Origin of the sequence: Streptosporangium sp. NPDC050855, from assembly GCF_044456585.1 — a bacterium.
Lineage (GTDB): Bacteria > Actinomycetota > Actinomycetes > Streptosporangiales > Streptosporangiaceae > Streptosporangium > Streptosporangium longisporum.
This window is the reverse complement of record NZ_JBITFY010000005.1, coordinates 24,568-51,049: the sequence shown is the minus strand read 5'-3', so window position 1 is coordinate 51,049 and position 26,482 is coordinate 24,568. Positions and strand designations below refer to the sequence as shown.

General features: G+C 73.1%; 16 protein-coding genes and 1 pseudogene. 13 read left to right on the top strand and 4 right to left on the bottom strand.

From position 1 onward, the window contains the following. Positions 1–96: 96 nt before the first annotated feature. The 3 genes from ACIBCT_RS12785 to ACIBCT_RS12775 all read left to right on the top strand — a co-directional run bounded on the left by ACIBCT_RS12785 (position 97) and on the right by ACIBCT_RS12775 (position 10,584). Positions 97–3,000 carry a CDP-glycerol glycerophosphotransferase family protein gene (locus ACIBCT_RS12785; protein ID WP_399187841.1) on the top strand — a complete coding sequence of 968 codons (2,904 nt, stop codon included), beginning with the start codon at positions 97–99 and terminating at the stop codon, positions 2,998–3,000. A 278-nt stretch (positions 3,001–3,278) separates the two neighbouring features. Continuing rightward, on the top strand, positions 3,279–6,731 hold the full coding sequence (locus tag ACIBCT_RS12780; RefSeq protein ID WP_399187839.1) for a UvrD-helicase domain-containing protein: 3,453 nt from the start codon (positions 3,279–3,281) through the stop codon (positions 6,729–6,731). 28 nt (positions 6,732–6,759) lie between these two features. Beyond that, complete coding sequence (locus ACIBCT_RS12775; protein WP_399187837.1) at positions 6,760–10,584, top strand: UvrD-helicase domain-containing protein; 3,825 nt, start codon at positions 6,760–6,762, stop codon at positions 10,582–10,584. Positions 10,585–10,660: 76 nt separating this feature from the next. Here ACIBCT_RS12775 and ACIBCT_RS12770 read toward each other — a convergent pair whose 3' ends face one another. Next, positions 10,661–11,143, bottom strand: coding sequence for an Lrp/AsnC family transcriptional regulator (locus ACIBCT_RS12770; RefSeq protein ID WP_399187835.1), 483 nt, complete (start codon positions 11,141–11,143; stop codon positions 10,661–10,663). Between the two features lie 34 nt (positions 11,144–11,177). Between ACIBCT_RS12770 and ACIBCT_RS12765 the strand changes: the two genes are divergently transcribed. The 10 genes and pseudogenes from ACIBCT_RS12765 (at position 11,178) to ACIBCT_RS12720 (ending at position 21,443) form a co-directional block, all read left to right on the top strand. Next, on the top strand, positions 11,178–12,125 hold the full coding sequence (locus tag ACIBCT_RS12765; protein WP_399187833.1) for an EamA family transporter: 948 nt from the start codon (positions 11,178–11,180) through the stop codon (positions 12,123–12,125). A gap of 198 nt (positions 12,126–12,323) precedes the next feature. Then, positions 12,324–12,590, top strand: coding sequence for a hypothetical protein (locus ACIBCT_RS12760; RefSeq protein WP_399187831.1), 267 nt, complete (start codon positions 12,324–12,326; stop codon positions 12,588–12,590). Positions 12,591–12,627: 37 nt separating this feature from the next. Continuing rightward, positions 12,628–12,822, top strand: a complete 195-nt coding sequence (locus tag ACIBCT_RS12755; RefSeq protein ID WP_399187829.1) for a hypothetical protein — start codon at positions 12,628–12,630, stop codon at positions 12,820–12,822. After that, positions 12,822–13,250 carry a DUF6941 family protein gene (locus ACIBCT_RS12750; RefSeq protein ID WP_399187828.1) on the top strand — a complete coding sequence of 143 codons (429 nt, stop codon included), beginning with the start codon at positions 12,822–12,824 and terminating at the stop codon, positions 13,248–13,250. Before ACIBCT_RS12755 ends, ACIBCT_RS12750 begins: the two co-directional genes overlap by 1 nt. Positions 13,251–13,324: 74 nt before the next feature. Next, positions 13,325–14,083, top strand: a pseudogene (locus ACIBCT_RS12745) (IS5 family transposase). A 351-nt stretch (positions 14,084–14,434) separates the two neighbouring features. Beyond that, the gene (locus ACIBCT_RS12740) at positions 14,435–15,127 is read left to right on the top strand and encodes a TetR/AcrR family transcriptional regulator (protein ID WP_399187826.1); all 693 of its coding nucleotides are present in this window, start codon (positions 14,435–14,437) and stop codon (positions 15,125–15,127) included. A 31-nt stretch (positions 15,128–15,158) separates the two neighbouring features. Continuing rightward, a complete protein-coding gene (locus ACIBCT_RS12735; protein ID WP_399187824.1) occupies positions 15,159–16,355 on the top strand; it encodes a cytochrome P450 in 1,197 nt (398 codons plus the stop codon). Positions 16,356–16,400: 45 nt separating this feature from the next. Next, positions 16,401–17,042 (top strand): hypothetical protein, encoded by a 642-nt coding sequence (locus tag ACIBCT_RS12730; protein ID WP_399187822.1) that lies wholly within the window; start codon positions 16,401–16,403, stop codon positions 17,040–17,042. Positions 17,043–17,119: 77 nt separating this feature from the next. Then, positions 17,120–17,914 (top strand): SAM-dependent methyltransferase, encoded by a 795-nt coding sequence (locus ACIBCT_RS12725; RefSeq protein WP_399187820.1) that lies wholly within the window; start codon positions 17,120–17,122, stop codon positions 17,912–17,914. 238 nt (positions 17,915–18,152) lie between these two features. Next, on the top strand, positions 18,153–21,443 hold the full coding sequence (locus ACIBCT_RS12720) for a penicillin acylase family protein (RefSeq protein ID WP_399187818.1): 3,291 nt from the start codon (positions 18,153–18,155) through the stop codon (positions 21,441–21,443). A gap of 225 nt (positions 21,444–21,668) precedes the next feature. On the opposite strand, the gene ACIBCT_RS12715 is transcribed toward ACIBCT_RS12720, so the two are convergent. Genes ACIBCT_RS12715 through ACIBCT_RS12705 form a run of 3 tightly spaced genes read right to left on the bottom strand, consistent with a single transcriptional unit; the run spans position 21,669 to position 26,319 of the window. Then, positions 21,669–23,300: an IucA/IucC family protein gene (locus ACIBCT_RS12715; RefSeq protein ID WP_399187816.1), complete on the bottom strand. Its 1,632-nt coding sequence runs from the start codon at positions 23,298–23,300 to the stop codon at positions 21,669–21,671. Beyond that, a complete protein-coding gene (locus ACIBCT_RS12710; RefSeq protein ID WP_399187814.1) occupies positions 23,297–25,165 on the bottom strand; it encodes an IucA/IucC family protein in 1,869 nt (622 codons plus the stop codon). The genes ACIBCT_RS12715 and ACIBCT_RS12710 overlap by 4 nt, the downstream gene beginning before the upstream one ends. Next, positions 25,162–26,319 carry a siderophore biosynthesis protein gene (locus tag ACIBCT_RS12705; RefSeq protein WP_399187812.1) on the bottom strand — a complete coding sequence of 386 codons (1,158 nt, stop codon included), beginning with the start codon at positions 26,317–26,319 and terminating at the stop codon, positions 25,162–25,164. The genes ACIBCT_RS12710 and ACIBCT_RS12705 overlap by 4 nt, the downstream gene beginning before the upstream one ends. Between the last annotated feature and the right edge of the window lie 163 nt (positions 26,320–26,482).

The window sequence follows — 26,482 nt, the reverse complement described above, 5'->3', positions numbered from 1 at the left end:
ATCGCTCAGGCCCGTATTCCACGGCGTAACCGCCTCCGCCGGGGCGCACTACCATGGCCAAGGACAGCGCTCTGTCCGAAAGGCGGTGCTTTCCCCATGGCCACCGGTGCCACCCCCGTACGAGCCAGCGGCGATCCCGTCGTTGACCGGCTGCGGGCTGTCCAGGACCTCTGCGACCGGGGAGAGCCGCTCGGCGCGGTCATGGACGCCGTCCTGGCCGGCGGGCTGAAACCGGAGGAACGCCGCCGCTTCGACGCCGACGTGCTGGCCGGGCCGCTGGGCACCCGCCTGGACATCGCGACCAAGCGCGGCGCGGCCCGCCGCCGCGAGTTCGTCACGCTGGTGAAGCCGTACGTGACCGGGGTCGACCCGAAGGTCAAGCGCGAGCTGCCGGTCGCCCGCAGGATCGCCTTCCACCTGATCGAGCACCGCCCCGTGGACGAGCTCGCCGACGGCGACGCGCTGCAGAAGCTGGTGACCGCCGCGGCCGAGCCGTCCAAGCGCGTCCGCAAGAACCTGCGCTGGTACGCCGACCTGCCGCTCCAGGACGAGCTGCCCGAGGCGCTGTACCGGCTGCGGGCCGCCGACCTGATCCCGATGACGCAGGTCGAGGACCTGTCCTGGTCGGGTGGACGGCTGCGCGTCAGCGGGCACGCCTACCTGGCGGGCCTGTCGGTGCGCAGCCGCCGCTTCAACCGGGCGAGCGTGGTGCTGCGCGGCCCGCGCTGGCTGCCGCCGGTGCGGATGCGCACCCGCAGGGTCTTCCACCCCGAGGCGACCCACGGGGCCGAGGAGGCCGGCTGCAACTACGACTGGTCCGGATTCGTCGCCGAGCTGAGCCCCTGGCCGCTGCGCTGGCGTTCGGCGGTGCGGGCCGTGGTGCGCGGCGGCAAGCGGATGCTGCGCCACCGCGAGGCCGTGCAGGACACCACCACCTGGCGCGCCGAGATCGTGATCTGGAGCCGGGGCGCCCGCTCCGTCGGCCTGCTGCGCGGGCCCAGCACCGGCCGTACCGAACGGCCCTCGGGCCTGGACCTCGGCAAGGGCTGGTGGATCCGCCCGGTCTGGACCTCCGACCGGGCGCTGCAGATCGTGCTGCAGCCCACCCGGGCCGAGCTGACCGGTGTGCGGCTGGAGGGCGAGCGCCTGGAGGTGGACGTCTTCCTGCCGGGCAAGGAGGTGACCAGGGGCCAGGCCCGCCTGGACGGTCACCGGATCGCCGCGGACTTCACCCCCGTCGAGGGCGGCACCGCCGTCGTGGTGCCGCTCGCGGTCGACTCGCTGCTGCAGGAACGCGACGGCGGCCGGCTCTGGATCGAGCCCAAGGGCGACCCGGCGGCCTCCGTCATGATCGGCAAGGCCGAGGAGAGCCGCACGGTCGTCGGCGACCGGGAGATCACCGTCCTGCGCGACCGCCGTGACCGGGTGATCGTCTCCGCCCACCGGATCCGGCCGGTCATCACCTCTGCCGTCTGGGACGAGAGGGGCGCGCTCACCCTGGAGGGCTCCTTCCCCGGCTCCGGCGCGGCCGAGCTGACCCTCAAGCACCGTACCGGCCTGATCCACGCCGTCCCCCTGGAGCGCGACGGCTCCCGGTTCACGGTGCGGTTCACCCCCGCCGCGATGCCGAGGTTCGGCGACACGGCCCCGCTGGGCAGCGGCACCTGGAGCATGGCGGTCCGCACGGGGACGGGCAAGGGCCAGATCGTCCCGTTCCGCGTCGACCACGCCATCCTGGACGGGCTGGACGAGGAGCCGAAGATCCGCGACGACCGCGAGTACCGGCTGATCTCCACCCGCTTCGACATCCCGGTGCTCTCCGTGGCCGAGCACCTGCCCGACGACGAGAAGGGCGCGGGCGGCCTGTACGCGCTGCGCCGGGGTTTCTACCCCGCCGAGCGGGCCCGCGAGCTCACCGACGCGACCGTCTACGTCGCCTACGACGGGCGGCAGTACGAGGGCAACGTCCGCGCGATCTACGAGGAGCGGGTGCGGCGCGGTGACGGCGGCGAGCACATCTGGGTGGTCAAGGACGGCGCGTTCACGCCCCCCGGACCCGCCGAACTGGGGGCCGAGGGCGCCGCGCCGACCGTGGTGCGCGCGGGCAGCCGCGAGCACTACGCGGTGCTGGCCCGCTCACGGTACGTGGTGACCAACGGCTTCCTGCCGCCGTGGTTCCGGGCGCGCGACGACCAGACGGTCGTGCAGACCTGGCACGGCACCCCGCTCAAGCGGATGGGCAACGACCTGCCGCACATGTCCCGCGACCCGCGCCCTCCGGCCTGGCACCGGCAGGCCGCCGAGGTGCGCGGCTGGGACCTGCTGATCTCGCAGAGCCCCTGGGCGACCCCGGTGCTGCGCCGGGGCTTCGGTTACCAGGGGGAGGTCCTCGAGAGCGGCTACCCGCGCAACGACGTGCTGGTGGCCCCGGACCGCGAGGAGTTGGCGGCGCGGGTGCGGGAGCGGCTCGGCATCGCCGAGGGAGCCAGGGTGGTGCTCTACGCGCCGACCTACCGCGACTACGACCGCAGGAACGCCTCGGTCCGCCTGGACCTGGCCGAGGCGCGACGGGCGCTCGGCCCCGGCCACGAGTTCCTGATCAGGGCGCACTCGATGCAGGCGGCGCCGAACGTGCCCGCCGGCCTCGGACGCGACGTCACGACGTACCCTGACGTCACGGACCTGCTGCTGATCGCGGACGTGCTGATCACGGACTACTCGTCGGTCATGGTGGACTTCGCCGCGACCGGCCGCCCGATGCTCTTCTTCACCTACGACCTGCAGCGCTACTCCTCCAAGCGGGGCCTGTACCTGGACCTGGCCGCCGAGGCGCCCGGACCGCTGCTGTCCACCTCGGCCGAGGTCGTCGGTGCCCTGAGTGCGATCGACGAGGTGGCCGCCGCCCACGCCGAGCGCTACGAGCTCTTCCAGCGCACCTACGCGCCCCGCGACGACGGCAAGGCGACCGCGAGACTCGTGGACCACGTCTTCGCCTCCTGACCCGCCCGGCGGGCTCCCGGGCACCGTTTTCTCGAACGGATTCCCGGGAGCCCCCGCCTCCGGCGCCCTGCGGCGCTTCCGCCCAGGTCCGGGCGGTGCCCCGAGGGCCGCGCCGTCCCGCACCCGCCCGCCGTCCGCCACGCCCGGCGCGGAATCCGCCATGCCGTACCCCCGGACTCGGCACGATCATCGTCCGGGATCTGGTGGAATGGCGAGTTGTGAGTGGTCGGGACTGGCGGCTGGTACGTCGTGAGGATGCAGGGAGGGCTGTTGCCCCTGTGCTCGACGAGCACCAGCGGGCGGTGGTGGCGCACGGGGGAGGCCCGCTGCTCGTGCTCGCCGGGCCCGGTACGGGCAAGACCACCACGATCGTGGAGAGCGTGGTCGACCGGATCGAGCGCCGCGGCACCGACCCCGAGCGGGTGATCGTCCTCACCTTCAGCCGCAAGGCCGCCGAGGAGCTGCGCGAGCGCATCACCGCCCGGCTGCGGCGCACCACCCGCACCCCGCTGGCCCTCACCTTCCACAGCTACGCCTACGCCCTGCTCCGCCGCGAGGCCCTGCTCGCCGGGCAGGTGCCGCCGCGCCTGCTGACCGGCCCCGAGCAGCTGCTGGAGATCCGTCGCCTGCTGCACGGCGAGCTGGAGGACGGCGCCGTGCACTGGCCGCAGGACATGCACGAGGCCCTCAAGACCCGGGGTTTCGCCGGGGAGCTGCGCGACTTCCTGGCCCGTGCCGCCGAACGCGGCCTCGACGGGCCCGAGCTGGTCGAGCTGGGCCGCCGCCACGGCCGTCCCGACTGGGTGGCCGCAGGCAGGTTCGCCGGCCGCTACCAGGCCAGGTTCGACCTCGACGTCGAGCCGGTGCTCGACTACGCCGAGCTGATCCGCGCCGCCGGTGCGCTGCTCTCCGACCCCGACGTCCGGGCCCGCGAGCGGTCCGCGTACGACGCCGTCTTCGTCGACGAGTACCAGGACACCGACCCGGCGCAGGAGTTCCTGCTCCAGCAGCTCGCCGGGGAGGGGCGCGACCTGGTCGTGGTCGGCGACCCGGACCAGTCGATCTACGGGTTCCGCGGCGCCGACGTGCGGGGGATCATGAACTTCCCCGACCGCTTCCGCGACGCCGCCGGGGCCAAGGCGCCCGTCGTCGCGCTGCGCGTCTGCCGCCGCAGCGGCGCCGAACTGCTCCGGGCCACCCGCCGGATCACCTCCCGGCTGCCCGCGACCCCGGGCGGGGCCGCCCACCGCGACCTGCGCGCGCTGCCGGACGCCGTTCCCGGCGACGTGAAGGTGCTGGTGGCCGACGGCACCCCCCAGGAGGCGGCGATCGTGGCCGACACGCTCCGCCGGGCGCACCTGCTGGACGGCGTCCCCTGGTCGCGGATGGCGGTGCTGGTGCGTTCCGCCACCCGCCAGGTGCCGCTGCTGCGCCGGGCCCTGGTCACCGCGGGGGTGCCGGTCATGGTCACCGGCGGCGAGGTGCCGCCGTTCCAGGAGCCGGGGGTCCGGCCGCTGATCAGGCTGATCCAGGTGGCGCTGCACCCGGAGAACCTGGACGAGGGGATGGCCGAGGAGCTGCTGACCGGCGCGCTCGGCGGCACCGACATGATCGGCGTCCGCCGGCTGCGCCGCGCCCTGCGGGTCGCCGAGCACGAGGCGCTGGCCCACCCCGGAGGCGTACCGGCAGACGGGCCCGAGGGGGCCGAGGGGAGCACGGCCGACGGGGGCGGCACCGGACCGGCGGACGGGCCCGCGGGCGATTCCACAGGCGATTCCACGGCCGGGACCGGGACCGAGGCCGGGACCGAGGCCGAAGGCGGTTCCGGCGACGAAAGCGAGACCGTTCCCGGCGACGGGAACGCGACCGGCGACGCCGGGACCGCGGCGCGGGGAACGTCGGACGGGGACGGGCCCGCGGAGGGAACGGACGGGGACGGGCCGGCGAAGGGAACCGCGGAAGGGGCGGACGGGGCGGACGGCATGGCGGACCTGCCCGTCGAGCGGGAGGCCACCGGGCCGCGTTCCTCGGGCGAGCTGCTGGTCGCGGCCCTGAAGGACGCGCGGGAGCTGGTGCGGGTCGAGCCGCACGTGGCCGCGCCCGCCGAGCGGGTGGCCGGGCTGCTCTCCGCCGCCACCGAGGCCGTACGGCGCGGCGGCACCGCGGAGGACGTGCTGTGGGCCGTCTGGCAGGCCACCGGGCTCGCCTCCCGGTGGACCGAGACCAGCCTGCGGGGCGGTGTCAGGGGCGCCATGGCCGACCGCGACCTGGACGCCGTGGTGGCGCTCTTCGACCAGGCCGCCCGGTTCGTCGACCGGCTCCCGCACGCCGGGGTGGACGTGTTCGTCGAGGACCTGGTCGCCCAGGAGATCCCCGGGGACTCCCTGGCCGAACGGGCCCCCGACGGCGACACGGTCCGCATCATGACCGCGCACCGCGCCAAGGGCCTGGAGTGGGACGTGGTGGTCGTGGCCGGGGTCCAGGAGGGCGCCTGGCCGGACCTGCGGCTGCGCGGGTCCATGCTGAGCACCGACGACATGGTCGCCAGGGCCGAGGGCTCCGAGCACGAGAACCCGGCGGCCGTCCACGCCGCGCTCGCCTCCCAGCTGCTGGCCGAGGAGCGCCGGCTGTTCTACGTGGCCGCGACCCGGGCGAGGAAGCGGCTCGTCGTCACCGCGGTGGGCGGCGACGACACCGAGGAGCGGCCCTCGCGCTTCCTGACCGAGCTGGTGCCCGGCTCGGCCGAGGAGAGCGGCATGGACGAGCGCTCGCGCTGGCTGAGCATGTCCGCGCTCGTGGCCGACCTGCGGTCGGCGGTCGCCGACTCCACCCGGCCGGAACCGCTGCGCAGGTCCGCCGCCGCGCACCTGGCCAGGCTCGCCGCCGCCGGCGTGCCCGGCGCCCACCCCAACGACTGGTACGCCCTGACGCCCCTGTCCGACGACCGCCCGCTGAGCTGGCCCGACGACATCGTGCGCGTCTCGCCCTCGGCGGTGGAGAGCTTCAGCAAGTGCGGCCTGCGCTGGCTGCTGGAGACCTCGGTCGGCGCGGGAGGCACCGACGTGGCCCGCGGCCTGGGCACGGTCGTGCACGCGCTGGCCGTGCTCGCCGCGACCGGCATGCCCACCGAGGAGACCCTCGGCAAGCGCCTGGACGACGTCTGGCACGAGCTCGACTTCGGCGGCGTCTGGTACAACCGCAAGCAGCGCAGGGTCGCCGAGGAGATGATCTCCAAGTTCGTCCGCTGGCACCAGGAGAACCCCCGCGAGCTGGTCGGCCTGGAGGAGGCGTTCACGGCCACGGTCTCCGAGGGGGTGCAGATCAAGGGGCGGGTCGACCGGGTCGAGCGCGACGGCGAGGGCCGGGCGGTGATCATCGACATCAAGACCGGGAAGAACGGTCCCAGGGACGCCGACCTGGAGCGCCACCCCCAGCTCGGGGTCTACCAGCTCGCCGCGCTGCTGGGAGCCTTCCAGCGGCACGGCATGACCGAGCCGGGCGGTGCCGCCCTGGTCCAGGTGGGCGACGCCGCGGGCAAGAAGGGCGCCAAGGAGCAGACGCAGCCGCCCCTGTCGGAGGACCCCGACCCCGGCTGGGCGCGCGACATGGTCGACACCGTCGCGACCGGCATGTCGGGGCCGTTCTTCCAGGCGAAGGTCAACGACGGCTGCCGTACCTGCGCCGTACGGTCGAGCTGCCCGGTCAGCAAGAACGGGGACCAGGTGTGCTGAGGCCCGCCGACCGCCGCGGGGGCGCCGCGTGCTGAGTCCGGTCCAGCTGGCCGCCAAGCTGGGCATCCTGCCGCCGACCCCGGAACAGGCCGAGGTGATCGAGGCCGGCCTGGAGCCGATGGTCGTGATGGCCGGGGCCGGGTCGGGCAAGAGCGAGACCATGGCCGGGCGCGTCGTCTGGCTGGTGGCCAACGGGCTGGTCCGCCCCGAGCAGGTGCTCGGCCTGACCTTCACCAGGAAGGCCGCGGGCGAGCTGGCCGCCCGGGTGCGCGAGCGGCTCACCGGCCTGGTCGAGACCGGCCAGGTGCCCGCCCAGCAGATGGAGGGCGAGCCGACCATCTCCACCTACCACGCGTACGCGGCCCGCCTGGTCACCGACCACGCGCTGCGCGAGGCGCTGGAGCCGACCATGCGCCTGATCTCCCCGGCCGTCGCCTGGCAGCTCGCCGTGCGGGTGGTCAGCGCCTACGACGGGCCGATGGCGGAGGTCGAGTGGAGCCCGGCGACCGTCACCCGCGCGGTGCTGGAGCTGGCCGGGGAGATGGCCGAGCACCTGCGCACCCCGCAGGACGTGCGCGACGTCGGCGCCTGGCTGGACGCCCGTTTCGCCGAGCTGCCCGGCACGCCGATCAAGGACCAGCGCAGGCCGCTGCTCACCCAGCGGGCCAGGGAGCAGCTGCTGCCGCTGGTGGAGGCGTACGACCGGCTCAAGCGGGGCCGGGAGGTCGTCGACCACGGCGACCAGATGGCGCTCGCGGCCCGGATCGCGTCCAAGCACGCCGAGGTCGGCGAGATCGAGCGCGGCCGGTTCGCCGTCGTCCTGCTGGACGAGTACCAGGACACCAGCCACGCCCAGCTCGTGCTGCTGCGCGCCCTGTTCGGCGGCGGCCACCCGGTGACGGCCGTGGGCGACCCTTGCCAGTCCATCTACGGCTGGCGCGGCGCCTCCGCGGGCAACCTGACCCGCTTCCCCCGCGACTTCAGGACCGCCGCCGGGGAGCTCGCCCCGATCCGCCGCCTGTCGGTGAGCTTCCGCAACGGCGACGCCGTGCTGGACGTCGCCGCCCGGCTCCAGCTGCCGCTGCGGATGGAGGCCAGGGAGGTGCCGGTCCTGGTGCCCGGCGGCAACCGGGTCGAGCGCGGCCGGGTGGTGTGCGCCTTCCACGAGACCGCCGACGACGAGGCGGACTGGATCGCCGCGGGCATCGCCCGGGTGCTGGGAGCCGAGAGCGCGCCCGACGGCATGCCCTGGGGCGAGGGGGAGCGCAAGCGGGCCAAGCAGAGCGTCTGGGGCGGCCCGCAGGCGCTCCAGCCCCACGACGTGGCGATCCTGGCGCGCAAGCGCTCGCAGTTCCCCGCGCTGCGCCGGGCGCTGGAGTCGAGGGGCATCCCGGTGGAGATCGTCGGGCTGGGCGGCCTGCTGACCGTGCCCGAGGTGGCCGACATCGTCTCCACGCTGCGGGTGATCTACGATCCGAGCGCCGGGGACGCCCTGGTGCGGCTGCTGTCCGGTCCCCGCTGGCGGATCGGCCCCGCCGACCTGCGGGAGCTGGGGGAGCGGGCCCGCGAGCTGAACCGGGAGACCCGCGAGGGCGCCTCCCCGGTGGCCGATCCGCTGGACCAGGTGGTGGCGGACATGGCCGAGGAGCGCGGCAGCCTCATCGACGCCCTCGACGAGCTGCCCGACCGTCCGGAGTGGCAGGACCTGTTCTCCCCGCTGGCGCGGGTCCGGCTGGTCTCCGTCGCCCAGGAGCTGCGCCTGCTGCGCGCCCACACCGGCCAGCCGCTCCCGGACCTGATCCAGGAGGTGGAGCGCCGGCTCGGCCTGGACATCGAGGTGGCGGCCCGGGGGACGGCCGTCGGCCCGTTCGCGGCCCGCGCCGACCTGGACGCCTTCCTGGACGCCGCCTCCCGGTTCGCCGGGGACTCCGAGGACCCGACGCTGGGCGCGTTCCTGGCGTTCCTGAAGGCGGCCGACGAGGAGGAGAACGGCCTGGACGCCGGGCGGGTGGGCGAGAGCAACAGCGTCAAGCTGATGACCGTGCACGCCTCCAAGGGCCTGGAGTGGCCGGTGGTGGTGGTGCCCGGCCTGTCGCAGGCGCTGTCGAAGGCCGGGACGCTCACCGTCGGCACCATGTTCCCGGCCCGTCCCACGACCAGCCCCAAGTGGACCGAGAACCCCCGCAAGCTGCCCTACCCGCTCCGCGGCGACGCCTCCGACCTGCCCGTCCTGACCGGGCTGAGCAAGGAGGAGCTGGCCGAGTTCGACGAGCGCTGCCGCGACCGCGACCTGCTGGAGGAGCGCCGCCTGGCCTACGTCGCGGTCACCCGCGCGCACTACCTGCTGATCGCGTCGGGGTACCGCTGGGGCACCGCGGCCAAGCCGCTGGAGCCGTCCGACTTCCTGGTGGAGATCCGCGACACCTGCGGCCGGGTGGCGTTCTGGGCCCCGGAGCCGGAGGAGGGCGCCACCAACCCGCTGCTGGCCGAGCCGCCCGAGTCCGCCTGGCCGATCGCGCCGGACGACGTCCGCTACGCCGCCGTCCTGGACGGCGCGACCATGGTCGAGGCGGCCCTGGCCGCCCTGGCGGAGAACGGCGCCCGCGCCGGTTCTCCCGGTGCCGCGGGTCCCGCGGGCTCCTCCGGCTCGGCGGGGTCCGCGCGGGCGGTGCCGGCCGGTTCCGGGCCGGTGCACGACGCGGTGTACGAGGACGTGCCCCTCCCCGATGCCCCCTTCTCCGAGGTGCCCTTCCCCGACGCCCCGGACGACGGGTCCTTCGGGGACGACCCCGGGGAGGTGCCCTTCCCGGACGGCCCCGAGGACGCGTTCGACGGGGATCCCCGGGACGTCCCCTTCGGGGACCCTCAGGACGTCCCCTTCCCTGGCGACCCCGGGGGCGAGGCGACGCCGTCCCTCCCCCCGCCCCGGGACGTCGTTCCCGCGACCGCGCGGGAGGGTGCCCCCGCGACCGCGCGGGATGGTGACCCCGCGCGGGAGGGTGTTCCCGCGGACGGGAAGGCGGGTGCCCCCGCGACCGCGCAGGAGGGTCTTCCCGCGGACGGGGACGCGCCGCCCGTGGCGGTGGAGCGGACGGCGCCCGTGGCCTTCGAGTCCGACGAGCAGCGGCCGGTGCCCGTGGCCGACCTGCGGGGATGGGACAGGGAACGGGCGAAGGCGTGGGAGCGCGACATCGAGCTCCTGCTCAGGGAACGGGAGCTGAACCGCAGGCGCGGTACCGGACGGGTGGAGCTGCCCGCCCACCTGACCGTCTCCGCCCTGGTCACGCTGGCCTCCGACCCCAAGGCGCTGGCCCGGCAGATCCGCCGCCCGGTGCCCAAGAAGCCCGCCCCGCTGGCCCGGCGCGGCACCTCCTTCCACCGCTGGCTGGAGGGACGCTGGGGGCAGCAGCGGCTGATGGACGAGTTCGAGCTGCCGGGCGCGTCCGACGACTTCGAGGAGACCGACGCCCACCTCGAGGAGCTGCGCGCCCGCTTCGAGGAGAGCGAGTGGGTGGAGCGGGAACCGCTCGACGTCGAGGTCCCCTTCGAGACGATGATCGCCGACCGGGTGGTCCGCGGCCGGATGGACGCGGTCTTCCAGATCTCCGACGGCCGCTACGAGGTGGTGGACTGGAAGACCGGCCGCCGTCCCACGGGCGGGAAGGCCGAGGCCGCGGCCTCGGTCCAGCTCGCCGCCTACCGGCTGGCCTGGTCCCACCTGGCGGGCGTCCCCCTGGCGCAGGTCGGCGCGGCCTTCCACTACGTCCTGCTCAACGAGACCGTCCGGCCGGTCGACCTGCTCGACGAGCGCGGCCTGGTCGCCCTGGTCGAGTCGGTGCCCGTCCTCGGCTGACCCGGGCCCGCGGAGGCCGGCCCGGGCCCTCGGAGACCGGTCCGGGGCCTCCGGGCGGCCTTTTCGCGGGGGCGGCTCAGCCCAGGGGCAGGGGGCGGCGCGGCACGGGAGAGGTGTGGATGAGGGACGTCGTCGTATGGCCGTAGGGGGTGAACAGGTCGAGGATCGGCTCCAGCTCGGCGACCGTGCGCAGGTGCATCACGAAGAAGAAGCAGTCGTCGCCGGTCATGCGGTGGCACTCGACGATCTGGGGGACCTTCTCGGCGATCTCGGCGATGCGCCGCAGCTCCCGGATCGCCGGGCGGATCCGGACCATCACCGTGACGGGGAAGCCCAGGGCCCGCGGGTCGATCTCGGCGCGATAGCCGGTGATCACACCGGTCTCCTCCAGCCGCCGTACCCGTTCGGCCACCGCGGGCGCCGACAGGCCGACCCTGCGGCCCAGCTCGGCGAGGCCGGCCCTGGCGTCGGTCTGCAGCTCGGTGAGGATGCGAAGGTCCAGGTCGTCGATTCCCTTGGGTTCGTACGCCCGCTCGGGCCTGATCCTTCGATTCGCCATTTTGCCAATCTACGGGCCGGTCGACGATGGGGGCATGTCGTCCGCGGGCCCGCGTGCCCTCATCGCGACGGTGCCCCCGTGGTCCTACTTCATGGGCAGTGCCGTCTTCCACTACCTCGGCCCGGCCTTCGCCGTGCTGCTGTTCGCTCGGCTCGCGCCCCTCGGGGTGGCGGGCCTGAGGATCTGGAGCGCCGCGCTGGTCTTCGCGCTCTGGCGCCGCCCCTGGCGGATCCTCGCCCGTCTCGACGCTGGAGGCCGCCGGACGATCGTCGCCTGGGGCGCGGTGCTGGCCGCCATGAACGTCTGCTTCTACCTGGCGATCGACCGCGTCCCGCTGGGCACCGTCGCCGCGATCGAGTTCCTGCCCGTCATCGCGCTGGCCGCGTTCGGCGCCCGGACCCTTCGCAACCTCCTGGCGCTCGTGGCGGCCGTCGGCGGCGTCTACGCGCTGACCGACGTCCGGCCGGTCGGGGAGGGGCTCGGGCTCGTGTTCGCCTTCGCCAACGCGCTGCTGTTCGCCGCCTACATCGTGCTGGCCCACCGTACGTCCCGGCGGCTGAGCGCCGCCGAGGGGGACACCACCGGTGACACCGGCAGCGGCTCAAGTGGTGGCTCAAGTGGTGGCGCGGGTGGTGACGTCGGAGGCATCGACGCGCTGGCCGCGGCCATGCTCGTCGCCTCGGTCCTCGTCGCGCCCGTGGCGCTGTGGCAGGTCGCCCCCGCACTGGCCGACCCGATGGTGCTCGCCGCCGGGATCGGGGTCGGGATCTGCTCGTCGGTGATCCCGTACGTCTGCGACCAGCTCGCCATGGCGCGGATGACCCGCGCCACCTACGCGCTGCTGGTGGCGGTGCTTCCGGCCACGGCCACGGTGATCGGCGTCGTGGTGCTCCGGCAGTTCCCCTCGGCCGTCGAGCTGGCCGGGGTCGCGCTCGTCGTGCTGGCGGTCGTCCTGCACCGCCCCACCCCGGAGCGGGCCTGACGGGCTCGTCCGTGGCCTGACCGCGAAGAGGGAAGGTATATCAACTAAACATATTAAAGGGGGTTGAATTCAATCATAATTTTCAATCCACCTGGAACTGCAGAAGCTTTTATCGACAACCAGTACATTCGCGTAACCGTCACACGGAGGCAACGAAGGATGAAGGCGAACGGGTATCCATGCGGGTGACGGAGTGGCATGAGGAAAGATCTGCGGGTGGCATGGCTGAATGCCAGTGCGCGCACCGCAGAGAAGATCCAGAACCGTCATGGGCTCTACGAAGGCGAAGTCAGAGATGCGGTCGTCTGTCGCGAGGGCCTGGAATACGTGTGGAACCATGATCCTGATCGAGGGTGGAGAGCCATGGTGCGAACGCGGATCCGGTCGATGACCGTGCTCGTCGTCCTCTACCCGACGAGTGATCCGGATGATGTGTACAACCTTGGAAGCGCTTATCCCATCTGATCACCGTTGGCAGGCAGGCAGGGAGCGAGGAGGCATCATGGCGAACATGGACGCCAACGAGTTTTACGAGGACGACGAGCCCGTCGAGAAGATCGTCGCAGCGTTCGAACGCGGCGAGAAGCGGGTCACGAAGCACCCCAGCCGGGGCTTCAACGCGCACATCACCCTGGCCGGTGTTCCCTCCTTCGGCGAGACCAGCACCGCAGGCGTCGCCGTCACCCGCTCCTGCTGATGGTCTCACCGATCGACGTCCAGCTCATCCTGTGTGATGCGGCCGTCTCCGACCCCAGCGGTAAGGTCCACATGCTCGGTGCGGGCTGGTCCGTCACCGGTGCTCCCAGTGCCCCGCATGCCGTCGCCGTGCTGCTCGGCATTCCGTGGGATCGCGCCGACGAGCGGATTCCCCTGCGTCTTGAACTGCGTGACGACGACGGTCACCCCGTGGAGATCCTCACCCCCGGTGATGACATCGCGGCCGTGAATCATGCGGGAAGCGTGGAGATCGGCCGTCCGTCAGGTCTGGCCGCGGGGACAACGCTCGACGCGGCCTTCTCCCTCAGCGTCCCGGCCCTTTCCCTGAAACCCGGCCGCTACCACTGGCGTCTTGAGATAGGAGACCAGGTGGTCACCAAGTCGTTCACGGCACGTACGGGCCGATAAGAGCGCGACTCATTTGGCGGTTGGTCATTAGGTCGTCCGTGGATGTGTTTCTTCAGTGACCGGTCCCCGATGAGTTGTGGGAGCTGTTCCAGCGCGTGGTCCCGCTGACACCCACTCGGCCGCAAGGCGGCGGGCGGCGGCGGATCAACGATCGGATGATCCTGGCCGCGATCGTGTACGTGGCCACTACCGGCTGCGCTTGGCGACAACTCCCGCCGGTCTTTGGCGCCTTCTGGCAGACAGTCCACCGCCGCTTCACCGAATGGAGCGACGCTAGAGCCTGGGCCAAGCTCTACCGGATCCTGCTGGATGAACTCGGCGCCCGAGGAGAACTGGACTGGTCTCGGTGCGAGATCGACTCGGTCAGCGTTCGAGCGGCCAAAGGGGGGAGTTGACAGGTCCGAATCCTGTCGATCGCGGCAAGAACGGGGTGAAGATCCATCTCATCACCGAACGGACTGGCCTGCCGATCTCTGTCGCAATCAGCGCGGCCAACACGCACGACGGCCTGGCGCTGGAACCGCTGGCACGCAGCATCCCGCCGAGGACCGCGACGTCGCCGACCGGCGAAGCTACATGGTGACAAGGGCTATGACTACCCGCACATGCGAACCTTCCTGCGCAGCCGCGGGATCATCCCGCGCATCGCCCGCCGAGGGGTTGAGTCCAGCCAGCGCCTGAGACGCCACCGCTGGGTGGTCGAGCGGACCGTCCGTCCCTGGCTGGCCGACCGCCGACGCTTACATCGCCGCTATGAACGGCGAGCCGACCACTTTGCATCCTTCGTCGCCATCGCCGCGGCCCTCATTTGCTACCGCCGACTGGCCACGTAAGACAGCCACGGGTTTGCGGTCCACAGTAGGCTCACGTGGATTTCCTGGCACCGACCAGAAAATGTCAGGTCATGATCGAAGACTTGCCGCTCATGACCGATTCTCGCAGCGTGTCGTTTCATGAGCCGTGCTGTGCTTGCCCTTGGCCGTGACGGCGCTCGGATGATCCCGCGCGGTTCCGGTCCTGGGCCGGACAGGGGCGCCGGGGAGAAGGAGGTCGCGAAAAGGCGATCCGGACGACACAGGTGACCCGTCCGGGCGTGGGGGCTTGTCCGGGGCCGGGGCGGGGGTTACCGTTGACGTGTTGACCGGATTTCATAATTGGTCAACGCGTCAGAAGGAGGGAACGGGGTGCGGGAGAAGACCGGGCCGGTCGGCCGGGCCGACCGGATCCTCGACGCCGCGGCCGGGCTGCTCGTACGCCACGGCTACCGCAAGGTGACGGTCGAGGACGTCGCCCGGGAGGCCGGGATCGGCAAGGGCACGGTCTACCTGCACTGGCGGACCAAGCAGCAGCTCTTCGAGGCCGTGCTGCTGCGCGAGTCCATCGCGTACCTGGAGGAGTTCCTCGACGAGCTGCGCCGGGACCCGCGCACCCTGCTGCCGCACCGCCTGGTCTCCTCCACGTTCCTGGCCGTCGCCCGCAGGCCGGTGCTGGGGGCGATGGTCGCCGGTTTCACGGAGGGGACGCACGCGACGCGGGCCGACGCCTCCCTGCGGGGTCGCGAGCTGCTCATCGCCGAGCGGTTCCACGACCTGATGACCCGGCACGGCCTGTTCCGCTCCGACGTGCCGAACCTGGCGTTCACCTTCGGGGCGGTGGCGACCGGCTTCCACGTCCACCCTTCCGAGGAGCCGATCGACGCCGCGGCCAAGGCGGAGTCGATCGCGTACGTGGTCAGGAACGCCCTGGAGCCCGCCGTACCGCCGGGTGATCGGGAACTGGCCGACGCGGCCTCGGAGATGGCTGCGATCATCGAGGACCTGATCCCGCCCTTCCGTAAGTGGATCTACGCGTACGAACGCCAAGACGAGCCCGGCTGACCCGGGTCCGTCCCGACCAGGAAGGCACGCCATGACCATCATCGACGACGCATGGGGCCTGCACGAGGGGCACTTCTGGCTGCGTGACCGCCACCCGGACCGGCCGGTCCGGTTCGACGAGACCACCGGGATGTGGAACGTCTACGGCTACCCCGAGGTGATGCGGATCCTCGGTGACCCGAGGACGTTCTCCTCCGACACCGCCCGGACACTGCCCGAGGGGATGCGGGAGCCCACCGAGGGCAACCTGGTGCAGATGGACCCGCCCGTGCACGGCAAGCTCCGCAAGCTCGTCAGCCACGCCTTCACCCCCAAGGTCGTCGCCGACCTCGAACCGCGGATCGCCGAGGTGACCGGCGAACTGCTGGACGCGCTGGACGGACGGGACCGGCTCGAACTGGTGGCCGACCTCGCCTACCCGCTGCCGGTCATCGTCATCGCGGAGCTGCTGGGCGTGCCCGCGGGCGACCGCCACCTGTTCAAGCAGTGGGTGGACGGCATCTTCGACAGCTCCCGGCAGTTCTCCCTCCGCGACCAGAGCGAGGAGCAGGTGCGCGACCTGGCCTACGTCAGGGAGCAGGTCGCGCACCTGACCGACTACCTGGGCGAGCACGTCGAGGAGCGGCGGCGCAGGCCGCGCGCCGACCTGCTCACCAAGCTCGTCGAGGCCGAGGTGGACGGCGAGCGCCTTACCCAGACAGAAGTGGTGAACTTCGCGAACCTCCTGCTGCTGGCCGGGCACATCACCACCACCATGCTGCTGGGCAACACGGTGCTCTGCCTGGACGCCCACCCGGAGTGGTTCGGCCGGGTCCGCGAGGACCGGTCGACGATTCCCGCGGTGATCGAGGAGTCCCTGCGCTTCTTCAGCCCGTTCGCCACCCTCGGCCGGGTCACCGACGTCGACGTCGAGCTCGGCGGCGAGCACGTGCCCGCGGGAGAGCTGCTCATGGTCTGGGTCGCGGCGGCCAACCGCGACCCGCGCCAGTTCGCCGACCCCGGTGTCTTCGACCCCACCCGCGACCCCAACCCGCACCTCGCCTTCGGCCGGGGGATCCACTTCTGCCTGGGCGCGCCACTGGCCCGCCTGGAGGGCCGGATCGCGCTCGGCATGCTGCTCGACCGCTTCCCCCGCCTGCGCACCGACCCGGACGAGCCGCCGCAGTTCCTGGCCAGCCCCAACCTGACCGGGGTACGGAGGCTGCCGCTGCTCACCTCGGCCGGCTGACCGCCGGCGTCGACGCGGCGCGCGGGATGGCCGATAGTGGCTCGTATGACGCCACCGATATCGCTGACGCGCGCGTCGGTACTCGCCGTGCTCGCCCTGGCCGCGGCGGCCTGCTCCGGCCCGTCACCGCGCGGGACGGCGTCGCCCCCGGTGCCCGCGCCGGAGTCCGCTCCGGAGTCCGTCTCCGCCTCGGCGTCGCCGTCCCCGGTGGCGCTGAGGCCCTCGCCGCTCCGGCTCCCCGCCGTCCGCGCGGGGGCCGCCTGCCCCACCACCCCCCGGCGCCCGTGGTCCGGACCCGGGGAGGCGGCCGGGGTGCTCGGCGACGGGCCGCTGTACCCGATCGCCGACTACTTCATGAAGGGGACGGTCCTGGAGCTCCGCCCCGGCGACCGTGACCCCGAAGGCTCGTACGTGAAGAAGGTCCGGTGGCTCGCCTCGGGGTACGCCGGGCCGGTCCTCATCCGTGCCGACCGGATCGACGGGAAGGGCACGGCGAGCGCCAGGTTCTCCTACACCGGCGAGGTGCGCGACGACGGGTTCCACGCCGAGGTGACCGCGCCGCCGAACAGCATGCCGGGCACCACGACGATCGGCGGGCCGGGCTGCTACGCGTACCAGATCGACGGCACGACGTTCAGCACGGTCGTGGTGTTCCGCGCGGTCAAGTCCGGTGCCGTACAAGAATGATCTTTCCGGAAAGAGAGGCGTGATACGGACAGATCCTCTATGTTGGGCAGAAAATGATCAGACCAAAAGAGAGCCCCATGACGGAAATATCTGGTATCAACCCCAACATTCCGCATCAGGCCCGGGTCTGGGACTACCTCGGGGGCGGCAAGAACAACTACGACGCCGACCGGGTCGCCGCCGGGTACATCCTGCAGGGCTACCCGCAGATGGGGGCCATCGTCCGGCAGGCCCGCGCGTTCCAGGGCCGCGTCGTCCGCTTCCTCGTGGAGGAGGCCGGGATCCGGCAGTTCCTCGACATCGGCACCGGGCTCCCCACCGACGACCACGTCCACGGTGTCGCGCAGCGGTCTGACCCCACCTGCCGGATCGTGTACGTCGACAACGACCCGCTGGTGCTCGTCCACGCCCAGGCGCTGCTCACCAGCAGCCCCGAGGGCGAGTGCGCCTACCTGGAGGCCGACGCCCGCGACCCGGAGACGGTCCTGCGCGGCGCGGCCGAGACCCTGGACTTCGACGAGCCGATCGCGCTGATGATGTTCGGGGTGCTGGGCACGGTCCCCGACGACGACGACGCCCGCGCGCTGGTCCGCAGGTTCGTGGACGCGCTGCCCTCGGGGAGCTACCTGGTCTTCGAGGACGGGACGAACGTGGTGATCCCGGATGCGGCCAAGCAGGTGGAGCAGGTCGTCGAGGAGGGTCGCGCCTACGACTACCGGCTGCGGACCCCCGAGCAGATCGCCCGGTTCTTCGACGGCCTGAAGGTGCTCGACCCCGGCGTGGTGTCGGTCTCGCGGTGGCGGCCGGAGCCCAGCTCCTGGGGGGAGCCCGAGGAGGTGGACGCGTTCGGCGGCGTCGGGCTCAAGCCCTGACATCCTGGCGTCCTGACGTCCCGGCGTCCGGGCGACACCCGGACGCGAAGCCGGGCATGCAGGCGGGGCGGAGCGGCACGCGAGGGCCGGAAAGGCCGGGCGGGACGGCGTCCGGCCGCCTCGCCGGGCGGCGGAGGATCGGCGCGGACGATTCTCACGGCGGCCATTGATTCGGTGTTGGACGGAACGTATGTTCCTCTCAACATCCGAGTATGTCTCATGTTTTAGGGATTCTCCTATGCATGCACGCCTCAGGCGGACGATCACGGCGGCTCCCGCGCTGCTGCTGGTCCTCGCGCTGGCATCCCCCCTCGTCCCCGCCTCCGCATCGGCGTCCACGGCTGCGTCCGCCACGGGATCCACGGGATCCACGGCGGCGTCCGCGCCGGCGTCCATGGCGGCGTCCACCTCGGGGGCGGCCGCCGTCTCGCTCCCCCCCGACGACTACTGCCTGGGCGAATGCGCCGACATCCTGCCCCCCGGGCAGAACGGCAACGCGACCCTGGCCGGGATCCTCGCCCACCAGGCGCTGGGGACCAAGCCCAGGCACAGCGACGACCAGCTCGGCCGGTACGCGAGCCTCGTCTCGGCCTACACCGGCCTGACGAACGAGCAGATCTCCGACTTCTTCAACGACGCCTCGTTCGGCGTCCCCGAAGGACAGGTGGAGAGCACCACGAGCCCCCGCCCGGACGTGACGATCGTCCGCGACAAGGCGACCGGCGTCCCGCACATCACCGGGACCACCCGCGCGGGCACCATGTTCGGCGCCGGGTACGCGGGCGCGCAGGACCGTCTGTGGGTGATGGACCTGATGCGGCACGTCGGACGCGGTGAGCTGACCCCGTTCGCCGGAGGCGCGCCGGGCAACCGGGCGCTGGAGCAGAGCGCCTGGCGCAACGCCCCCTACACCGAGGCCGACCTGCAGGCGCAGATCGACCGGGTCAGGGCCTCCGGCCCGCGGGGCGCCCAGCTCTACGACGACGTGCAGAACTACATCGGCGGTGTCAACGCCTACATCGACCGCTGCATGGCGGACCGTAACTGCCCCGGCGAGTACGTGCTGACCGGCCACCTCGACGCGATCACCAACGCGGGCGGGCCGGTGGACTTCACCATGACCGACCTGGTGGCGATCTCCGGCGTGATCGGCGGCCTGTTCGGCGGTGGCGGCGGCGCCGAGATGCAGTCCGCGCTGGTCCGCGTCGCGGCCCGCGCCAAGTACGGCACGGCCGTCGGCGACCAGGTCTGGGCCGCGTTCCGCTCGCAGAACGACCCGGAGACGACGCTCACCCTGCACAACGGCCAGAGCTTCCCGTCGGGGAACGCGCCCTCCGGCGCCACCGGGGTCGTGCTTCCCGACCCGTCCACGGCACCGGTGGACATCACCGCCAACGAGACCGGCTCGGCCGCGTCCTCGGCCGCCCCCTCGGCCACCGCCCCCAAGGGCATGATGGACGGCCTGCTCGTCGACAACTCCAAGCCCGGCATGTCCAACGCCGTGGTGGTGTCGGCCGCCGAGTCCTCGACCGGGCACCCGATCGCGGTGTTCGGCCCGCAGACCGGCTACTTCGCCCCCCAGCTCCTCATGCTGCAGGAGCTGTCCGGACCCGGCGTCCGGGCGCGCGGCGCCGCCTTCGCCGGGCTCAACCTCTACGTGCTGCTCGGCCGGGGCACCGACTACGCCTGGAACGCCACCTCCAGCGCCCAGGACATCACCGACACCTACGCCCTGCAGCTCTGCGAGCCCGGCGGCGGCACGCCCACCGTCTCCTCGAACCACTACCTCCACCAGGGCGTCTGCACCCCGATGGAGACGCTGAGGAAGACCAACTCCTGGAAGCCCACCGTCGCGGACTCCACCGCCAAGGGCTCCTACGACCTGGTCGTCCAGCGCACCCGGTACGGCCTGGTGAGCTGGCGCGGGACCGTCGGCGGGCGGCCCACCGCCTTCACCACCCTGCGCTCCACCTACCGGCACGAGGTGGACTCCGCGATCGGGTTCCAGATGTTCAACGACCCCGCGCAGATGGGCGACACGGCGGCGTTCATGAACTCCGCCTCCACCATCGGCTTCGCGTTCAACTGGTTCTACGTCAACTCCCGCGACGCGGCGTACTTCATGTCGGGCAACACCCCGGTCAGGTCCGCGGTCTCCGACCCGAACCTGCCGATGACGGCCGACGCCGCCCACGAGTGGGCGGGCTTCGACCCCGCCACCAACACCGCGACCTACACCCCCGCCTCCACCCACCCGCAGTCGGCCGGCCAGGACTACTTCGTCAGCTGGAACAACAAGCAGGCCAAGGACTACGGCGCCGCGGACGGCAACTTCAGCTTCGGTCCCGTCCACCGGGCCGACCTGCTGGACCGGCCCGTCAGGGCGGCCCTGGCCGGTGCCGGCAAGCTCGACAAGGCGGGCACCGTGAAGATCATGGCGGAGGCCGCCGTGACCGACCTGCGCGGCACCCGGGTCCTGCCCGACCTGCTGCGGGTCCTCAACAGCGCCGCGGTGACCGACCCGGCCCTGGCCTCGACGGTCTCCAGGCTCTCGGCCTGGGCCGCGTCCGGCGCCAAGCGGGTGGAGACCTCACCGGGCAGCAAGAACTACGCCCACGCCGAGGCGATCCGCGCGTTCGACGCGTGGTGGCCGAAGCTGGTCCGGGCCCAGTTCAGGCCCGGCCTGGGAGACGGCCTCTACCAGTCGCTGGTCAACGCCCTGCAGATCAACGAGTCGCCGTCGGGGCACCAGCAGGGTGACGTGTCCTCGTTCCCCGCCTCCGCCAACGAGGCCCAGGCCCACAAGGGCTCGGCGTTCCAGTACGGCTGGTGGGGATACGTGAGCAAGGACGTCCGCGCGGTGCTCGGGGACCAGGTCGCCGGCCCGCTGCCCGCCAGGTACTGCGGGGGCGGCACCGTGGCGGGGTGCCGCACCGTGCTGCTGGAGAGCCTGTCGGCGGCGCTCGCCGAGCCCGCGGCGACGACCTACCCGGCCGACGACGTCTGCTCGGCCGGCGACCAGTGGTGCTCCGACGCCATCGAGCACTCCCCGCTCGGCGGGATCAAGCACTCGCTGATCTCCTGGCAGAACCGGCCGACCTACCAGGAGGTCGTGTCGTTCCCGGCGCGACGGGGCGACGTGACCGCCAACCTCGCCCAGGGGAAGAGCGCCAGGGCCTCCAGCAGCCAGCTCCTCCACCCGGCGAGCCGGGCCGTCGACGGCGACCCCAGGACCCGCTGGTCCAGCTCGTCCAGTGACGACCAGTACCTCCAGGTCGATCTGGGGACGAGCGCGACCGTGGCCAGGGCGGTGCTGCGCTGGGAGGCGGCCTACGGGTCGGCGTACTCGATCCAGACCTCCGCCGACGGCTCGGCCTGGACCACGGTCCGCTCGGTCACCGGCGGGAACGGCGGCGTCGACAACGTGACGTTCGCCCCGGTCCAGGCGCGCCACGTGCGCGTCCAGGGCGTCACCCGCGGCACCTCGAACGGCTACTCCCTCTACGAGCTGGAGGTTCACTCCCACTGACCCCGCCGCGGACGGGGAGGGCAGGGGGCGGCGGCGCGCGCACCGCGGCCGCCCCCTCTCCGCACGCCCGGAAGGACGCCCGCCGGTCCACGACCGGACATCCGTGCGCTCAGGAGGGCGCCGGTGGGCCCGCGACCGGGCATCCGTGCGCTCAGGACGGCATCGGTGGGCCCGCGACCGGGCATCCGCTCAGGAGGGCTCCAGCGGGTTCACGACCGGTAGCGGTCAGGACGGCTCCTGCCGGTTCGCGACCGGTACCGGTCGGAACGGGGCCAGCGGGTTCGCGACCGGTACGTACCCGGCCGAGCGGTCCGCCGAGCGGGCCCACCTGACCGACAGGTTGGCCTTGGCCGGGAGCGGCCTGCCGGAGAGCAGGTCCGCCACCGGCCGGGGCCACCCGCGAGGCCCGGCGTACCCGGCCAGCACCTCCCGGGCCACCGCCCACAGCTCGCGTCCGAGCCCGTCCCGGTCCCCGTCGTCCGGCCCGTCCCCGGTGCCCGGGGCGGTCCCGGTGAGGGAGGCGGCGATCTCGGGGAGGTGGTTGACCATCAGGCAGTAGACCACCCGGTCCCACCCGGCGGCCGGGTCGTAGGTGAGCGCCTCGGCGACCCGGCCGGGCAGCCCGGACAACTCGTGCCGCCCGGCGACGAGCTTGGTCCCCTCCAGGTCGCGGAAGACCGCCTCCACCGGCAGACCCGCCGCGTCCACGCCGATCAGGACGTTCTGCAGGTGGGGTTCGAGCACCACGCCGTGGCCGAGGTAGGCCTCCAGCACCGGTGGCGCCACGCGCTCCACGTACGCCCGCCACCAGCCCACCGGATCGGCCACCGGGTGCCCGGCGGCGGCCAGGGCGCCGCTGAGCAGCGGGGTCACCCCCGGCCGGCAGACCGACCACGGCGCGACCCGGACGATCACCCCCAGCCCCTCCAGCAGCCGGGTCCCCAGGGCGGCCGAGCGGTAACCCGGCTCGGGCAGCCAGCGGGTGCCCGGGAAGGCGGCCGACAGGTCCCGGAAGACCGGTTCGAGGCGGCGGCTCAGCTCGACCGCCCCGGCCAGCTCGTACCAGGAGTTCTTCCGCAGGCAGTTGGTGATCCGCACGTCCAGGCTGAACTTCAGGCACCGGTCGATCAGCGGCTCGTAGACCGTGCGGACCGACGAGGTGGGGACCGCCCTGCGCGAGCCCTCGCCCAGGTCGATCAGGCGGCCGTCGGCCAGGGGCGCGGCCAGGTCCGCGGTGAGCAGCTCCAGCTGCCAGGGGTGCGCGGGCAGCAGCGCGTAGCCCGGCGGTGCCTGGCCGAGCGCGTCCAGGGAGCCCGTGTCACCGGCACCGGCCAGCACGTCCCGCCTGACCCCCAGCAGCCGCAGCGGGAAGCTCGCGTGCGCCTCGGGCGCGTACCGCAGCCAGCCGTCGCCGCCGCGCGCCTTGGGGCTGGGATGGAACGGGTGCCCGAAGACCAGCGCCTGCTCCGAGGCCAGCCACGGATCGGCGGGCGGCGACGCGTCCCGCCGCGCCGCGAGCAACGTGGTCATGACGTCCCTGCTCTCGGCCACCTGGGAGGCGAACTCGTCGTTGTCCTCGCCGAGCTCGCTCTCCACCAGCCGCACCAGCCTCTCCGCCGAGAGCGGCTGCCAGGAGCCGTTCTCCAGCCACTCGGCCCGCCCGTCGAAGCGCAGCGCCAGGCCGCCGTGCGCGCGGACGCGCAGCAGGGTGCCGGCGACGCGCAGCAGCACGTACGGCCGGGCGTGCTCGACCTGGCCGCGGGGTCCCGAGATCTCCCGCACGCAGCAGCGCAGCAGCGCGGCGAGTGAGGCCTCCTCGGCGACGGACGCCGGGGAGTCGAGGGCGAGGCTGGTCATGACGTCCTTCGCGTGGTCGTGGCCGGTGCGGCCTGGGGCGGCTGGCGGAGGTAGTTCGGCCCGCTCGTGCCGTAGAACTTGTTCACGTCGCGCGCGCCGGTGCGCGCCTTGTCCACCAGGGTCCCGGCCGTGACCATCGACTTCCCGACGAGCCGGGCGGCGTCCAGGGTCCTGGCCCGCAGCAGCCTGGCCATCGGGTCCTCCCCGTACTCGTCGAGCGCCTCGGCCAGCGTCCCGCGGACCAGCTCGAAGGCCGGGCGCGGCGCCAGCGCGCCGAACACCGGGGCCGCGGCGGCCAGGTGCAGGGTGATGGTCACGAACATGTCGGCCAGCGCGTGCGGATCGTCGGTCAGCATCCGGGGGTCGGTGAAGTCCGGTACCGCCAGGCCCGCGTCCCGCAGCCGTTCGGGCGAGGTGAGCAGGCCGTCGTTGTCCTTGACGAGCACCCCGGCCAGACCACCGCCCGCGGCGTCACCGGGCCCGGTGTCCCGCCCCGGTCCGCGAGGGACGGGTCCGTGCGGGAGCGGTTCGCGGGAGGCCGGAACCCCGGAGCCGGGCAGGGGGGAGCCGGTGACCGGTCCGAACATCAGCGAGAGGTTCTGCTGGTGGGCCTCCAGCGCGGTGCCGTACCTGACGAAGAGGCGCACGTGGTAGCCGAACAGGACCCGCAGGTACTCACCGAGCAGCCCGGCGACGTCCCCTCCGCACCACCGCCCGGCCAGCTCCTCCACGACCGTGCCGCCCCCGGGCAGCGGTGCCGGCAGCGCCGCGACCGTGACGGCCTCCCCGGCGGGGTGGCGCCGCAGCAGCCAGCCCAGGTACTCGTGCCCGGCATGGCCGTAGGTCTGCTCGTCGGCCAGGAACACCCGCGGGTCGGGCATGGCGCGCAGCAGCAGCTCGGCCCGTGCCCCGTCGGCCAGCGTGCCTGGTCTGATCGACCTGCGGTTGCGCAGCCCGAGCGTGCTGGTGGCCAGCGGCAGCTTCAGGTACGTGCCCGGCGAGACCTCGACCGTGCGCATCGACAGCGTGGGCCTGACCTTCAGGTACGCCTCCGGCGCCACGGCCGCCCACCCGACCCGCTCGACCTCGCCGACCGTCAGCGGGTGCACGGGGAACAGCGCGTGCGTCCGCGCGAGGCCCGGCGCGAGCCCGACGGCCTCGAAGGCGGGCGCGCACGGGACCTCCGGCCCGGTCAGCCGCTCGCGCGGCACCGCGGCCCAGCGCAGCGCGAAGACGGGCGCGAACTCCGGCGCGTACGCCACCAGCTCCCCGTCGGACAGTCCGAACCGGCAGCGGGCCGTCGGGTAGACCGGGTGGTCGACGAAGGCGGCCAGCGTCTCGTACCGCGTGCCCCCGGTGACGGTCGTGCCGCCGGGAACGGGGGCCAGCCGGGCGAGCACCTCCTCGCGCCGGGCGTCGTGCAGGTCCAGGGCGCGCAGCGCCTCACGGCACTCCCGGACGAAGGACTCCACCCCTGCGGCGTCGGCCGGGGCGGAGACCTCTCGCAGCGCGTGCAGCACCTCCTCCAGGCGCAGCGCCTCCTGCGGGGCCGTCACGAAGTCCTGGAACAGCGAGCCCGGGACCAGCCGTACCCGCCTGCCGCCGGGCAGCAGCAGCGCGACACCGTCCTTGCCGCGGGTCATCCGCCCGGCCAGGCCGCCGTAGTCCTCGCGCAGCAGCGCGTTGAGCACCCGGGCCGCCAGGTACGGCTCCCGCGGGCTCGTCGGGCCGGTACCCGAGCCGAGGCCGGCCCCCGAGTCCGGGCCGGGACCCGGGCCGAGGCCGGAGGCCGTGACGACGCCGGAGGCCGTGACGACGTCGGAGGGGGAGGCGGGGGAGGCGGGTCCCTGGCCGGAACCGGTCATGCGATCACCCACGGGTTCGCGGTGGTGAAGCCCGTGATGGCCGCGTCCACGCTCGCCCGGTCCGGCCCGATCGCGCGGACGATCCCCAGGTAGTCGCGGTTGGTGTGGTTCGGCTCGATCCGGTCGCCCACGGCGCGCAGCGGCCGGTGCCAGACCCTGACCGGTTCGCCGCCCGCGGGGACGACCGTCCCGGGGGCCGCGGCCACGGTCCCCGGACGTCCGGCGACCAGGCTCAGCGCGGTCCCGTGCCCCCGGGCCCGGCCGGGAGCCGGCAGCCCCGACCCGAGATGGACGCCGAGGATCAGCTCGAACAGCGGCACGCCCAGCAGGTCCGCGAGCAGGAACTCGCAGTGGTCGCCGATCACCCGGTAGTTGACCTCCACGATCCGCGGTCCCCGCCGGGTCATCACGTACTCGGTGTGGCAGGCGCCCAGCCCCACCCCCAGCGCCTCCAGGGCCCGCAGCACGTGGTCGCGGCCGGGAGGCGGCTCCCAGTCGAGGCGTTCCTCCACGAAGTGCGGCAGCGGGCCCAGGACGGTGCGGAAACCGCCGAGCACCTGGATCCGCTCGCCGTCGCCGAGCGTCTCCATCGTGTGCAGCGGCCCGTCGAGGTACTCCTCGACCACCAGCGCCTCACCGGGCCGCCGCGCCCTGATCCTCGCCACGGCCCCGGCGAGCTCGCCCGCGTCCCGGACCAGCACCACGTCCTCGCTGGCCACGCCCTCGCGGGGCTTGACGACGGCGGGGAAGGGCGGGTCGGCGGGCAGCGGGTCGGCCGGTCCCAGCCGCCGGGACCACACGGTCTCGACCCCGGCCGCGGCCAGCCTCCGCCGGGTGAGCGCCTTGTTCTTGGTGTCGACGCAGGCCCGCCAGTCCTTGGCCGGGAGGTCGAAGTAGGCCGCCGCGAGCGCGGTCTCGGCCTGGACGTGGTCGGAGTTGGAGAAGATCGCATCCGGGGGGACGTGGTGCGCGACCGTGTCGATCACCGCTCGCGGGTCCCGTACGTCGCAGTGGAGCACCTCCGTCCCGGCGTCGCGGTGGTGCTCGGGACGGTCGGTGAGGATGGTGACCTCGCAGCCGAGCGCACGTGCCGCCGGGAGGAAACCGTCGGTCACCGAGTCCGTCGGTTTCAGCGCGGTGAGGTACAGCCGCAATGCAGACCCCCCATATCAGGTAAGGCTAACCTAACCGTCCGCATCCTAGTCAGACGGCGATCATCGCGTGCGGGGGACCGGGGTATTGACCGCGTATACCCGTGTCGCCCGCCTATCGGGGTCTTCCTTCATCCCTGTACGCCGTGCCGGTGGAGACGCCCGT

Coding starts and splice junctions, on each gene's coding strand:
- ACIBCT_RS12785 (WP_399187841.1), top strand. CDS start 97: ATGGCCACCGGTGCCACCCCCGTACGAGCCAGCGGCGATCCCGTCGTT.
- ACIBCT_RS12770 (WP_399187835.1), bottom strand. CDS start 11,143: ATGGCGAATCGAAGGATCAGGCCCGAGCGGGCGTACGAACCCAAGGGA.
- ACIBCT_RS12765 (WP_399187833.1), top strand. CDS start 11,178: ATGTCGTCCGCGGGCCCGCGTGCCCTCATCGCGACGGTGCCCCCGTGG.
- ACIBCT_RS12760 (WP_399187831.1), top strand. CDS start 12,324: ATGAGGAAAGATCTGCGGGTGGCATGGCTGAATGCCAGTGCGCGCACC.
- ACIBCT_RS12755 (WP_399187829.1), top strand. CDS start 12,628: ATGGCGAACATGGACGCCAACGAGTTTTACGAGGACGACGAGCCCGTC.
- ACIBCT_RS12750 (WP_399187828.1), top strand. CDS start 12,822: ATGGTCTCACCGATCGACGTCCAGCTCATCCTGTGTGATGCGGCCGTC.
- ACIBCT_RS12735 (WP_399187824.1), top strand. CDS start 15,159: ATGACCATCATCGACGACGCATGGGGCCTGCACGAGGGGCACTTCTGG.
- ACIBCT_RS12730 (WP_399187822.1), top strand. CDS start 16,401: ATGACGCCACCGATATCGCTGACGCGCGCGTCGGTACTCGCCGTGCTC.
- ACIBCT_RS12725 (WP_399187820.1), top strand. CDS start 17,120: ATGACGGAAATATCTGGTATCAACCCCAACATTCCGCATCAGGCCCGG.
- ACIBCT_RS12720 (WP_399187818.1), top strand. CDS start 18,153: ATGCATGCACGCCTCAGGCGGACGATCACGGCGGCTCCCGCGCTGCTG.
- ACIBCT_RS12715 (WP_399187816.1), bottom strand. CDS start 23,300: ATGACCAGCCTCGCCCTCGACTCCCCGGCGTCCGTCGCCGAGGAGGCC.
- ACIBCT_RS12710 (WP_399187814.1), bottom strand. CDS start 25,165: ATGACCGGTTCCGGCCAGGGACCCGCCTCCCCCGCCTCCCCCTCCGAC.